Raw genomic sequence first — 13,949 nt, 5'->3', positions numbered from 1 at the left:
GCCATCATTTAAAGGGATATTAAGCAGATTTAAACTGTTTTTGTTGGATATAAACAGGAAAGATACGATTGTTTAGCACTTTGATAGCTTCAAATTGCTGCAACGATAGATTTTCATCTAACTTAAAGTGCTCACTTAAGTTAATACACACAGACGCATCGCTGCAATGATCAACAATTAAAAACTCACCTTCTTGGGCGTGTGAGCAAAGTTTAACAACCGCTTCAACACTTGGTTCACTGCCATGGTACTCATGAAAAAACCAACTTTTAGCAAGCACTGGTTTTAAATGAAATTTAACCGCAGTCGCGTTCAAAGCAATTTGGCAAAGTTGCGCAGGGCTCCAGAGCGAGAATGTCTCAAGATATTGATAGACTTGTTGGTAAAAATCAGCGTCTTCGAGGCTAAAATTTGGTTCACACAAGACAGCATCAGTGAGCTGACGAAGTTTGTAAGGCGTGCACAGCTGCATATTTTGGTCAAGGTCAACCAAAAGACGATTATTTTTAGAACAAGCAAGCCATTTCCATTGCTTTGATGCTTGTAACATGACTCCTCCCTCTACTAAAAATAAAAATTCCTGCATACTTAGCACATAAGTATAACTAAAGCAGACCATTAATAAAATGATTTTTTAGAACATTTTATTAATGATCAATTGCTTAGATAACTGATCCTTATAAGCCTTTTAGGATCGTTTTTACCAATTCTGGGCCTTTATAAATGAAACCCGTGTAAACTTGAACGAGGTCTGCACCGGCAGCAAACTTCTCTTTTGCTGATTCTGCATCATCAATTCCACCAACACCAATAATAGGTAACTTACCCTCAGTTAGACGCTTTATCTCACTAACGACGTGGGTTGAGCGAGCACGTACAGGTTGCCCCGATAAGCCCCCAGCTTCATCTGCATACTGTTGTCCTTGAACTGCTGCACGTTCAAGTGTGGTGTTTGTCGCAATAACACCATCGATCTTATTATTGATCAATGAGTCACTGACTTGTGAAATCTGTACTGCATCAAGATCAGGCGCTATTTTGACAAGCATTGGCACGTGCTTATTATGTTTTGCAGCCAAATCCAACTGTTCATTTTTCAGGCTTTGTAATAAATCATCTAGCGCTTCACCGTACTGTAAATCACGCAATCCTGGCGTATTTGGCGAAGAGATATTGACCGTAATGTACGATGCATATTCGAATACTTTGCGCATACAGTGGATATAGTCGTCTTTACCCTGCTCGTTAGGTGTGTCTTTATTTTTGCCAATATTGATACCTAGAATGCCATCATACTTTGCAGCTTTAACATTATTAACAAGGTTATCGACCCCTTTATTATTAAAGCCCATACGATTAATGATCGCATTTGATTGAGGTAAGCGGAAAATACGTGGTTTGTCATTACCGGCTTGTGGACGAGGTGTCACTGTACCGACTTCAACAAAACCAAATCCCATTTGTGAAAAAGCATCAATACACTCGGCATTTTTATCTAGCCCAGCTGCAAGACCCACCGGATTTTTGAATTCTAAGCCAAGAAAATTAACAGGTTTATTAGGGACTGTTTGTGACCATGCTGCACTCAATGGAGTATGCGCAAATCGACGTAAATTATTAAGTGCAAATTCATGAGCCCACTCCGCATCACGGGTAAACATAAAACGGCGAGCTAGATCATAAAACATGGTTTGTTCCTTAGGTAAAATAAACAGTGTAGCTTTATTAAAACGGTACATTGCAAATTAAGGGCAAAAAAATACCCCAGCGAGCTGGGGTATGTATTTTAACGACTTTTCATTTAATTGGAAGTGTCACAGTTGTGGCTTAGCAACATTAGTTCACGAAGTGCCACTGAGAACTTCGCAAAATCATGGCTTTGCGATGTCTTAAACTCAGATAACATCTGTTTCCAACGTTGTAATAACAACTCTTGATTATCCATCCACTCGTCAATTTGTGCGTCTACATCTTTGTTGTCACCAACAAAGCTATTTAACACAACCGCTGACAATGTGCGTTGTTGCCAGTCAAGCTCTTCTCGGTATGATGCACGAGCAAGTGCTTGCCAATGGTTTGCAACAGGTTGATTCGTAATTTGGTCTAAGAACCAATGTAATCCCATACGCGCACCCAGCTTGAAGTAAGTGTTAGACACCATGTCGATACTGCAATTTGAGTTATTAGCAATTTCAGCTAAGTCCATTACAGAGAATAAGCTTGAAAGTGAGACAATGCGCGTAGCCAGTGCTTTTGGCACATTGTTATCAATCAATTTATCTGCTGCTTTAACTAAGCGTTCGCTTTCTTTCTCCACCATGTAGCTGTTTAAGTTTTCGCTTAAATCGGCGAATGTGGGTGAGAAGAACTCAATTGCTTGTTCAATCGTTTGTGCTTTATTACGGTGACGTAAGAACCAACGTGTTGCACGACGAACAGTACGACGTAATTGATACAGCATTTCTGTCTGAACTGCCGCTGGTATCTTATTATCAAGCGCCACAATTGATGACCACGTATCTGTCATCTGGAACACTTCTTTAGCGATTGAATAACACAGTGCTATTTCAGCTTCGTTTGCACCGGTTTCTTCATTCATACGAACCATGAAGTTAAGGCCCATATCGTTTACGATATTATTGGCAAGTTTAGTTGCGATAATCTCTTTACGAAGTGGGTGATTATCCATTGCGTCGTTAAACTTCTCGCGAAGGGGCACTGGGAATGAATTAACTAACAACTGACGGTAATAAGGGTTTTCTGTGATCTCTTCAACAACAAGAGACTCTTTAAGAACCATTTTCGCGTATGAAACAAGCACAGACAGCTCAGGACGAGTTAAGTCTTTACCTGCGGCTGCGCGCTCAGCTAATTCTTCATCTGTTGGGATGAACTCAATCGCACGATTTAACTTGCCATCTTTTTCAAGTGCATGAATAAAGCGTACTTTTTCTTTAAGTGTTGACGTACCTTTAGACTGAGTAATAGACAGTGTATGCGTTTGACGGTAACAATCTTTAATGACTAGTTGTGACACTTCATCGGTCATTGAATACAGTAACTCATCACGTTGTTTACGTGTTAAGTCACCTTCTGCCACTAAACCATTTAATAAAATTTTGATATTAACTTCGTTATCCGAACAGGCAACACCGCCCACGTTATCAATAAAGTCAGTATTTACACGGCCACCTTTGGCAGCAAATTCGATACGACCCAGTTGCGTCGCACCTAAGTTACCACCCTCACCTAAGATTTTCGCACCAAGTTCAGCACCATTAATACGTAATGCATCATTCGCGCGGTCGCCCACATCTGCATCTGTTTCTTTAGAGTTCTTAATATAAGTACCGATACCACCATTCCACAGTAAATCAAACTCCATCATTAAGGCAGCTTTGATTAACTCATTAGGTGTCATGCTTGCTTTCTTGGTGCCAAGCATTTTCTTCATTTCAGGGCTTAAGCTAATTGATTTAGCGGCACGAGAGAAAACGCCACCCCCTTGTGAAATAAGATCTTTATTGTAATCTTCCCACGAAGAACGTGGTAGATTGAATAAACGCTCACGTTCTGGATATGACGTCGCTGCATCAGGGTTAGGATCAACAAAGATGTGCATGTGGTTAAACGCCACTTGCAGTCGAATGTGCTTAGAAAGCAACATACCATTACCAAATACGTCACCCGCCATGTCACCTATGGCCACCACAGTGAAATCTGTTGTTTGACAGTCGATATCCATTTCGCGGAAATGACGTTTAACAGATTCCCACGCACCTTTTGCAGTGATACCCATTTTCTTATGGTCATAACCCACTGAACCACCTGATGCGAAAGCATCACCTAGCCAGAAGTTATACTCGTTAGCAATGCCATTTGCGATATCAGAGAATGTAGCAGTACCTTTATCGGCAGCAACAACAAGATATGGGTCGTCTTCATCATGACGGACAACATCAACAGGCGGAACAATTTCGCCACGCTCAATGTTATCTGTAATGTCTAATAAACCACGGATAAAGATTTTGTAGCACTCTTGGCCTTCTTTAAAAAATGCTTCACGGTCTGTTGGAAGTTGCTTACAAACGAAACCACCTTTCGAGCCTACTGGCACAATAACTGTATTCTTAACTTGTTGTGCTTTAACAAGACCCAATACTTCAGTACGGAAATCTTCACGACGGTCTGACCAACGCAGACCACCACGCGCAACTTTGCCACCGCGTAAATGCACACCTTCAACACGCGGCGAGTAAACGAAAATCTCGAACGCTGGAAGCGGTAGTGGCATTTCAGGGATCATTGAAGGCTGTACTTTGAACGATACATATGACTTAAACTGGCCATCAGCTTCTTTTTGGAAGAAGTTAGTTCTCAGTGTCGCGTTAATCATATCAACGTATAAACGAATGATACGGTCATCATCTAGGTTAGCAACGTTTTCAAGCTCAAGGTAAATTTGACTAATCAGTTTCTCAAGCGTCTTTTCGCTACCAGGGTTCTTAACAGAGAACTTCTTAGTAAATAAATTAACGATTTGCGATGCAATATGCGGGTAATTAGCAAAAGTACTTTCAATGTAAGTTTGCGAGAACGTTACACCAATTTGACGCATATATTTCGCGTAAGCACGTAAAATTGATGCTTCACGGCCTGTTAAGCCACCCATTAATACTAAACGGTTGAAGCCGTCGTTTTCTAAACGATTGTTCCAAACATTTGTTAATGCAGCACGGAATCGAGCTGACACTTTATCAAAGTCAGCGATACCCTTGTTGTCAATTAGCATGGTGAAGTCCATGATCCAATTAACGTTACCATCAGTTGTTTTTACTGAGTAAGGCGTTTCACCTACAACGCGAAGTCCAAAGTTTTCTAACATTGGCATGACGTCAGATAAATGAATAGGCTCATCCTTATGGAACAAGCTTAAGCGTACAACATTGGTATTCGCTTCTTCTTGCGGACGGTAGAACAACATTTCTAATTTGTTTTCGTCGCTAAGAAGCTCAAGCTTTTCAATATCAACAACTGCAGCGCTTGGAAGAACTTGATCTTTATACGCACTTGCAAAAGCTTGCGCATATTTACGGTTTAATTCTTTACCGCGTGCTTCACCTGCACTTTCAAGTAATGCAGATTGTAATCTATCTTCCCAAGTACGGGCCGCTTCAATTAGGTTATTTTCGATGTCTTTCACGTTATATTCAATATTATTGTCAGTCACACGCACCGTGTAGTGTGTACGGGCTAATGTCGACTCAGAGAAGAAAGTAGTAAATTCGACTTTTTCGTCAGAATTAAATGCATTCGCTAAAATACTTTGTGTTTCACGGCGAAGTGCGGTGTTGTAACGCTCGCGTGGTACATAAACCATACACGAGAAGAAACGACCGTATGCGTCTTTACGAACAAAAATGCGACACATATCACGCTCTTGTACTTGTAACACGCCCATTGCAACTTCTAGCAGCTCGGTTTCACGTGCTTGTACAAGCTCATCACGCGGGTACGTTTCTAAAATATTTAACACGGCTTTGTATGCATGCGTACCTTTCGCAAAATCACACATTTCCATAATGCGGTTGATTTTACTTTTTAGTACAGGCACATCAGCGGCGCTGTTGTTATAAAAACTTGATGAGAATAAACCGATGAAACGGTCTTCACCAACCACGTTACCTTTGTCATCGAAACGTTTAATGCCTACATAATCGATGTACGCAGGACGATGAACGCGAGACACTGAGTTCGTCTTTGTTAAGATGAGTAAGTTATTGCTACGCGCTTCTTGACGCGCCACTTCAGGTAACTCAGATAAAAGACGGCTGTGCTCTTCGTCTGAGTTTTTCATCAAACCTAAGCTAGTGCCTTTTTTACCTTTTAACTGATAGTCGCCTTGAACTGGCGAAAGCTCGTATTCACGGTATCCCATTAGAGTGAAATTATCTTTCGCTAACCAGTCTAAAAACTCAACCGTTTCAGAAACTTCACTTTCTTTATTATTATGGTGACGCTTCGGTAAGTCTTTCGTTACAGCAATTAGTTTTTCACGAATTGGCTGCCAATCTTCTACAGCAACAGAAACATCAACAAGCACAGATTCAAGCTCTTTCTTAAACGATTCAATCACTTTTGCGTCTGTTTGACGATCAATTTCGATAAAGAATACCGTTTTTGTAGACGTTGATTCTTGCTCTGCTTTTAAGCTAGAAATACCCGTGATTTTTGCGTTTTTATCACGTTGAATTTTAAGCGGAGAGTGAAGTAGCAAGTGAGAAGCGATGTTTTCGCGGGTCATGGCCATGCGCACAGAATCAACTAAGAAAGGCATATCTTTAGCGATAATTTCTACAATTGTGTGCGATGACTGCCAGCCATCTTTTGCTACTTCAGGATTGAAGACACGGACAACCGCGTCATCAGAATTATTTTTTTCTAGCGAGTTCCATAGGCTTAGTGCAGCGCCATATAAGTCACTATCGTTGCGATGTGCCAAATCCTCTTTAGACATATTGCTGTACAAGGCTTTGGCGAATTTCTCAACGAGTAACACATTATCAGCGTGAACTTTTTTCTGGATCAGCTTACAGACATTATCTAAGATAACCGAGGCTTGCCCTTCATTTCGTGTCATTGTATGTTCCTTAATCTATACTACTTATTGATTAGTAGAATATTTGTACAGCCATTTATTAGCGTGGAGTCAGGTAAATTCTAACTCTTTTACAGCTAATAAACAGCCTTTTCGATGAAATCATTTTAAGCTTTTCAGCTATTTGGTCATCTATTCACAAAATATAGATATATATGGCCATTCCTGGCCATATCGGAGCACAATTATTTACATTATTTTTTCTGGTCAGTCCAGAGGAAGCTACCAATCGCGGGTAAAAGCAGCACTGCACCTAACATATTCACTAAGAACATAAAGGTAAGCAGAATACCCATATCCACCTGGAACTTCAGATCAGAGAAAATCCACGTGCTCACCCCTATCGCCAAGGTGATACCTGTGAAGAGTACTGCACTGCCTCGTTCAACAAGGGCGTTACGGTAAGCGACTTCTAATGCGACGCCACGTTTTAACTGTGACATCATCGATGACAGAATGTAAATTCCGTAATCAACGCCAATCCCCACCCCTAATGCGATAACAGGTAAGGTTGATACCGTTAAGCCTATTTCTAATTGCACCATTAATGCTTGCGCAAGTGTTGATACGATATACAACGGCAGTACCACGGCTACTGTGGCTTTTACGCTCCTAAAACTCACTAAGCAAAGTAAAATAACTGCGCCATAAACATAGAGCATCATCGGTAATTGTGCAGCCGACACAGATTCATTTGTTGCAGCCATTACCCCAACAGGGCCTGAAGCTAGCTTAAATTGCACTTTATCGGTTTGCTCTTGAGCTGCAAACTCTTTTACCTTTGCGACAACATGATCAATTGTCTCTGCTTTATGGTCATTTAAGAAAATGATTACAGGCATCACTGAACAGTTACCATCTAACAAACCAGAGCTGGTCTCAACACGCGATGTCGATTGCACTAAGCTTGCGGTATTACGCGGTAAACTTTGCCATTTTAAATTACCTTCATTAAAACCAGCATTAACCGACTGAGCAACGCTACTTAAACTCACTGCTGATTGTACGCCAGCTACATTTTCCATTTGCCATTGGAAACGACCGATTCGCTCCATTACATCATGCTCTGTACACGCTGCAGGATATGCTTCAACAATCACTTTTAAAATATCAGATGAAATCGTGTACTTATCTGAAATCAAGAAGGTGTCTTGATTATATCGCGCATCTTGATGCAGTGAAGGAGCGCCGGCGTGCAAGTCACCAATACGCATTTTATCTGCCTGCCAGTAACCGACTGCAAAGAGGAGTGCCGTTAAAACAATGATGACTGCTGCGGTCTTACGTTCAGTTGTCTTAACCAAAATTTCACGCAAGGTATCCAGCATGTTTGGTTTGTCTGTGTGGTTACCAGATTGGATACGCACCGAGCCTTCAAAGTTCATGTAAGACGCCCAAACAGGCAGAAGGATCAAGTTAGTGAATATAATCACCGCCACACCCAAACTCGCTGTAATCGCTAACTCTCGGATAATACCGATATCAATGGTTAATAATGTTAGGAAACCAATCGTATCAGATAACAGCGCTATACCACCGGGGATTAACAAGGCTCTAAAACTTGCCTGACAACACACGCGTGTATTGCTGCCGGTGCACACTTTTTTACCAATGTCGTTGATCATTTGCACGCCATGGCTTACACCAATAGCAAACACCAAAAATGGCACTAAGATTGACATTGGATCAAGTCCAAAGCCAAGACTTGACAGTAAACCAAGCTGCCAGATGACCGCTATAATTGAACAAGCAATCGGCAAAATTGTTAGTTTTAAACTGTGGCAGAATAACCACACCATGATAAATGTAAATGCGATAGCAATAGCGAAAAACAGCACCACGCCTTTCGCACCTTCTGCAACATCACCCGCCATTTTCGCAAAGCCAATAATATGAATACTGACTTTGTCTGTACTGAGCGGTTCGCGTACTCGTGTTTCTAATTTTTCAGCAAATGCGAGGGTATCGAGTTTTTCTTGCGTTTGGGGATCAAATTCAAGTAGCTGTGCTGTCACCATCGCACATGAATAATCACTCGCAATCATGCGTCCCACAACTTTTGCTTTTTCAATATTCTCTTTTACAACTGCTAAACCTTGTTTATCAGCAGTAAAATTGGCTGGAATAATTGGGCCACCGGCAAAGCCGTCTTCAACCACTTCTACAAAACGTGCACTGGGAGCAAAAATTGAGTTTACTAGCGGACGATTTACCCCTGGAATAAAGTAAAGTTGGTCATGAACAGCTTTTAACTGCGTAAAAAACTCCTCATTAAATATATCGCCCTCAGCATCACACACTGAAATTAAAATGCTGTTTGCACCACCAAACTGCTTTTCATGTTTGGTATACACTTTCATGTATTCGTGGTTTAGTGGAATATTCTTATTAAACGACGCATCGAGTTGAATTTGTGTTGCTTTAAACAATAAAAAACAAGTGATTACTGCAAACGAAATAATCGCAAATAGACGATGACGAAACACCGCCTTTTCTAAAAAATCTAAAAAGCCACGCATTACTGATTCAACTCCTTCACTTTAATGCCATCTTCAGAAGCCATAACCAGTTTATTCTGAAATACAACGCCATCGAGTAATGATTTACCATCAGCCATCTGCTCTTCTGTTAGCTCACCATCTTTGATATGAAAAATAACCCCACTGTTTGCGAATAATAGCCATTCATTTTTGTAATTAATTGCGCTATTAACGGTAGCGTGATTATCAGAGTCAACTTGTAGCCACTCTTGAGATTGCGCTTGGCGTGTAAAAATATTTCCCCGTAGACCTGCAACAAGATCTTCGCCACCGCTTTGTGCAGTTGACGCAAACGTAAAGAAAGAACCCATATATATTTCTTCTAAACGCTGCCATGTTTGACCATTGTCTAGGCTTTGCGCCATTAAACCCATTTCACCCACGAGCATTAAACGGTCTGCAACGTTAACAATACGGTTAAAATGTGGCAGGATTGATGCTGTTTCAGCTTCGTATCCTTCAGGATCATTGTTTTTAAGATCGTTTAAATAATCACGGTCATCCTCAAATAATAAGCTGTCTAAAAACCGTTTATTCCAGTTTTTTCCGCCATCATTCGTTTCAAAAAACATCCCATAAGCACCCACTGCGTAGCCATGCTGCGCTGAGGTAAATAAAATGTCTAAGCACGGCTTATCCATATGGGGCAATGCCTGTTGCAATTGCCATGTTTTACCAGCATCCGTCGTATTAATAATGGTTGCATCATGGCCACAGGCCCATCCTAAATCCGTGTCATAAAAGTTAACTGCCGTTAATAACACTTGTGTAGGTACACTCGCCTGTTCCCATTGCTGTGCATCTGAGCTGGTAATGACAACACCATGTTTACCAACTGCGATCAGTTGATTGCCTGATATCTCAATATCAGTGAGAAGGGTTTTGTCTGCGTTAACAGCAGAAATTGCCTGCTGAGGCTGTGGCATGTCTTGAGCAAAACATGAAGCACTATAAGCAAGACAAGCATAAAGCAAATACTTCATAAAGATAAATCGCCTTCGATAGAATAAAAAAGCAAGCCAACAACATAATCGTGATTACACTTTTCATACGTTGACTTGCCTACATTGCAAGAGGCACCTGTTTTCAGGTGCCTAGTGTGTAGATTAACGACCTTCGCGGCGTAATGCGCTAGAGGTAAACTCATTGTCGTTTAATGTTTTTGAGAAGTCATACATTTTTTCTTGGTTATCTAAACCAATCGCTAAATAACGACGTGAATTTAAGTCGTGGTATACATCTAGCGTACTCCAATGCGTAGGTACTTCGTAGTAGTTCAAGCCATGCGACATTGCAACACGATACATTTGATCGCGATTATCATAAATATCGGCTACATGAACTTGCCAGCTATCCTCGTCAATATAAAACACACGCTTTTTATAAATATGACGCGTGCCTTCTTTAAGGTTCGCTTCTACAACCCATACTCTGTGCTTTTCATAGCGCACATGCTCAGGGTTAATATGACCCGCTTGTAAAATATCATCGTAGGTTAACTTGTCGCTATGAAGCTTATAACTATTGTACGGAATATAAAGCTCTTGCTTCCCTTTTAATGTCCAGTTATAGCGATTTGGTGAACCATTAAACATATCAAAATCATCGGTTGTACGTAAGCTATCTGCTGCAGTACCCGGTGCATCATAGGCTACGTTTGGCGCACGACGAACACGACGTTGACCTGAGTTGTAGGTCCATGCTTGACGTGGCGTTAAGATTTGGTCCATTGTTTCATGAACAAGCAATGCGGTACCAGCAAGACGAGCAGGTTCTGTTACCTTTTGCTTAAACTTAAACAGAATATTTGATTCTTGAAGTTGTTCAGGTGTCGATTTTGGATTTGAGTATTCAACTAACAACTGTTCATCAAAACCTACATAATTATACGAGCCTGATGCCGTCGGTGCTGCTTGTCCAGCATAACGCTCTACGGCTAAACCACGAAAACGTAATAGGTGATTCCAAATTGCTTCTAAGCCGTCTTTAGGAATTGGGAATGGCACGCCTACTGCCGTGTTCTTAATACCATTACCGCCTTCAACTAACTCAGCCGTAGTCGCGTATTTTTTAGTAGCATCGTATACAAACTGAGGATACGAAGCACTGCGACGGGTTGGATAAATGTTCATTTTAAATGTGTCAGGGTATGTATTGAATAACTCAATTTGACCAGGACTCAAGAGATCTTTGTATTTATCGACGTTCGACTTATCGATGGTGAATAATACCTTGTCATCTGCAAACGGATCAGGGTGATGCATACCCGGTTTGTAATCTGCAGGAGGCGTTGTAATACCGCCTGTCCATTCAGGGATAGATCCATCTTTGTTTGCCGATTTTTCTGCACCAATGGGTGTTAAATCTGTACCTAAACGTGCCGCTTCATCAGCGGTAATTTTTGCAAGCACACTGCTGCTTACAAAAACGCTACAAAACGCTGCAGCAATGAGGGTAGGTTTTCTAATAATCATAATTTACCCTTAAATTGAATATTTAATATTGAAAGAAACATAATCGCGGTCAGAGAAAGTATTCGTCGCACCACCACCCCAGAATGAGTTGTAGCTAAAGTCGAATGACCACGCATTTTGATAGTTAAAGTTCATCGTCACGCCCAGTGACTTACGATCTTCAACAAACAGGAACATCGGATCAGGTGTAATACCATTCACGTCGTGTGAAAACACGAAACGTGGTGAGAAATTCACCCCGTTAAAGACATTAAAGTAATCACCTTTTGCGATTAAGCGATAACCCCATGCAGACGCAGTTGGGAATGGGTTTGTCTCAGGGCCGTTTGAAATACCGAGGTGGAGTGTCGAATAATCATCACCTAATGGGCCTTGCATGATACCGCTTCGACCCGTACCCGCAACATTCAAGCGTAACTCATCGTATTCCGGCATATCATTAATACGAACACCGCCAATTTCACCCACAACAGCCCAACTATCAGCACCAAGAGACGGGCCAAATAAATGGGTAGCAGTAAACTGAAGCTGAGCTGTATTACGAAGAATATAGCCTTGTGCAACTTCACCAGGACCAACGACACTGGTCGCATCGCCTAAGCTCATTTGCGAAATACCTGCAAAATCAGGACGAATACCCGCAACAGCTAATTGCTCAGGCATACCAGCGTATAATAATTCAACATCATCTATTTGCAGTGGCTCATCTTGACGGAAGGCAAATTCGCCTGCAAGCGCGGTCTCACCCACGGTTGTATTAAAGCTTAAACCGTATAGCTTAATATCTTCAGGGTACTCTAATTGCCCTTTAGTGAATGCTTGAAGACTTGTAACATTATCTTCTGTTATTTCAGAAGTTAATAACATACCAATATCAGCAGTCAATGCTGGCGATGTAAAGTTAGATACTTGACCAGAAATAACAGGTCGGCGGCTGTGATAGTTAATGTGGTAAAGGGCGACTTCTGTATCGTTTAGTTCAGGTAAGTACATACCTAAACGTAAACCGTATTGTCCACCATCATCAGGCTCATTTTTACCCGCATCCCCCTTGCCTTTTAAAGCAACTTTGGTCGGGAATGCCAGGTACATTTGTGCCATCATTGCTCGCCCTTGCGGCGATGTAGGATCGATACCTTGCGAGCGCACAATATCATCTAAACTATTTAAGCTGTCTGTTAAGAAAGCTAAATCGATATCAGGGTTTGATGTAAAACCAAGCTGGATATTTTGTTGGTAGCCATTTTCAGACGCGAAATCATTCGTTGAAAAATAAGTACCTGCAGCAGGAAGGCGCGTTTCGTGCCATTCATACTGATAAAAACCTTCAAGGGTAATATTATCGGTAATACCTAATGAAGCCCATAGCATACCAACGGGTATGAATGCTTCTTTTAACTCCGCACCTGGCGCTTTCAAACGGTCAATATCAACCGGGTTTACGTTGATACCGTGAGAAATTAAGGTACTTTCACCCCAGTTAACGACCTGCTGACCTAAGCGAATAGACAGCGGGTTTCGACCTTCGTTAAGGTCAAAGTTCGCCCAGACGTACGCGTCAAGTAAGCGTAAATCGGCACATACTTGCTCTTTGGTGTCGTCATCATCACAGGGGTCAACTTTCTTACCTGATGTTGGGTTACTATACGCAAAGTCACCATCCATCAACGCGAAATCATAAAAGTACATGAAACGGGTAAAAAGACCGTAATTATCTTTACTAATCGATAACTCGTGGTTGCCTTTTAACAGCTTTGAAAAAGAATCACCACTGTCGAAGTTAAGGTTACCAGCATCGCCATTATTTGAATAAGCGCCTGGCTGCTTCCATACATCAGAAGAAGAGTAAATAGGATTTAAAGCAGGATGATAGCCCGACCAATCAAATGATGGGTTATTACTTTTACCTATAATTGCAAAGTCACGGTCTTCGACTCGAATACTCTGCCCATATGAAAAGCTAGAGTCAAAACGTACGTCAAAATCACCTAATTGAAAAGTGGCCGCGTGCAAAGCTGTGCTTGAGAGTCCCAGAGTCGCCGCCGCGAATCCCAAAGCTATTTTGTTTTTAACAAAAAGCGATCTTTTTATCATTGTGTTCATCCCCCTGTAACGGGTTGTTTTGTGATCAAATTGTTGTTTTTAGAATCTTTCTAACGATAGAAGCGAAATAGTAAAAATACAATATAGAACGCGTTCAATCGGTTAATATTTATTTAAAAATGTGACGTTTACGTATTGGTAAGACGTCATACCAGATAATTTATACACGTAAAT

The 13,949-nt window shown here is 41.2% G+C and carries 7 protein-coding genes; all 7 read right to left on the bottom strand.

Annotation, left to right across the window (positions count from 1 at the left end; translation table 11 throughout):
- Positions 1 to 19: 19 nt before the first annotated feature.
- The gene (locus tag IT970_RS07410) at positions 20 to 550 is read right to left on the bottom strand and encodes a cell division protein ZapC domain-containing protein (RefSeq protein ID WP_196857718.1); all 531 of its coding nucleotides are present in this window, start codon (positions 548 to 550) and stop codon (positions 20 to 22) included.
- Positions 551 to 677: 127 nt separating this feature from the next.
- Entirely contained in the window at positions 678 to 1,688 is a 1,011-nt protein-coding gene (gene pyrD, locus IT970_RS07405; protein WP_065979872.1) for a quinone-dependent dihydroorotate dehydrogenase, read from the bottom strand.
- A gap of 113 nt (positions 1,689 to 1,801) precedes the next feature.
- Positions 1,802 to 6,640, bottom strand: coding sequence for an NAD-glutamate dehydrogenase (locus tag IT970_RS07400; protein WP_196857717.1), 4,839 nt, complete (start codon positions 6,638 to 6,640; stop codon positions 1,802 to 1,804).
- A gap of 212 nt (positions 6,641 to 6,852) precedes the next feature.
- On the bottom strand, positions 6,853 to 9,177 hold the full coding sequence (locus IT970_RS07395; protein ID WP_196857716.1) for an efflux RND transporter permease subunit: 2,325 nt from the start codon (positions 9,175 to 9,177) through the stop codon (positions 6,853 to 6,855).
- Complete coding sequence (locus IT970_RS07390; RefSeq protein ID WP_065979871.1) at positions 9,177 to 10,181, bottom strand: YCF48-related protein; 1,005 nt, start codon at positions 10,179 to 10,181, stop codon at positions 9,177 to 9,179. The genes IT970_RS07395 and IT970_RS07390 overlap by 1 nt, the downstream gene beginning before the upstream one ends.
- Positions 10,182 to 10,304: 123 nt before the next feature.
- On the bottom strand, positions 10,305 to 11,669 hold the full coding sequence (locus IT970_RS07385; RefSeq protein WP_196857784.1) for a DUF1329 domain-containing protein: 1,365 nt from the start codon (positions 11,667 to 11,669) through the stop codon (positions 10,305 to 10,307).
- A 12-nt stretch (positions 11,670 to 11,681) separates the two neighbouring features.
- A complete protein-coding gene (locus IT970_RS07380) occupies positions 11,682 to 13,766 on the bottom strand; it encodes a DUF1302 domain-containing protein (protein ID WP_118844222.1) in 2,085 nt (694 codons plus the stop codon).
- Positions 13,767 to 13,949 lie beyond the last annotated feature (183 nt).

Origin of the sequence: Pseudoalteromonas sp. A41-2 (assembly GCF_015767615.1) — a bacterium.
In the GTDB taxonomy this organism is placed as follows: Bacteria; Pseudomonadota; Gammaproteobacteria; order Enterobacterales; family Alteromonadaceae; genus Pseudoalteromonas; species Pseudoalteromonas lipolytica.
This window is presented reverse-complemented; position numbering and strand designations above follow the sequence as displayed.

What these genes read in the sequence shown, in the direction of transcription:
- IT970_RS07395 (WP_196857716.1), bottom strand. Translation starts at nt 9,177, where the DNA reads ATGCGTGGCTTTTTAGATTTTTTAGAAAAGGCGGTGTTTCGTCATCGT.
- pyrD (WP_065979872.1), bottom strand. Translation starts at nt 1,688, where the DNA reads ATGTTTTATGATCTAGCTCGCCGTTTTATGTTTACCCGTGATGCGGAG.
- IT970_RS07400 (WP_196857717.1), bottom strand. Translation starts at nt 6,640, where the DNA reads ATGACACGAAATGAAGGGCAAGCCTCGGTTATCTTAGATAATGTCTGT.
- IT970_RS07380 (WP_118844222.1), bottom strand. Translation starts at nt 13,766, where the DNA reads ATGATAAAAAGATCGCTTTTTGTTAAAAACAAAATAGCTTTGGGATTC.
- IT970_RS07390 (WP_065979871.1), bottom strand. Translation starts at nt 10,181, where the DNA reads ATGAAGTATTTGCTTTATGCTTGTCTTGCTTATAGTGCTTCATGTTTT.
- IT970_RS07410 (WP_196857718.1), bottom strand. Translation starts at nt 550, where the DNA reads ATGTTACAAGCATCAAAGCAATGGAAATGGCTTGCTTGTTCTAAAAAT.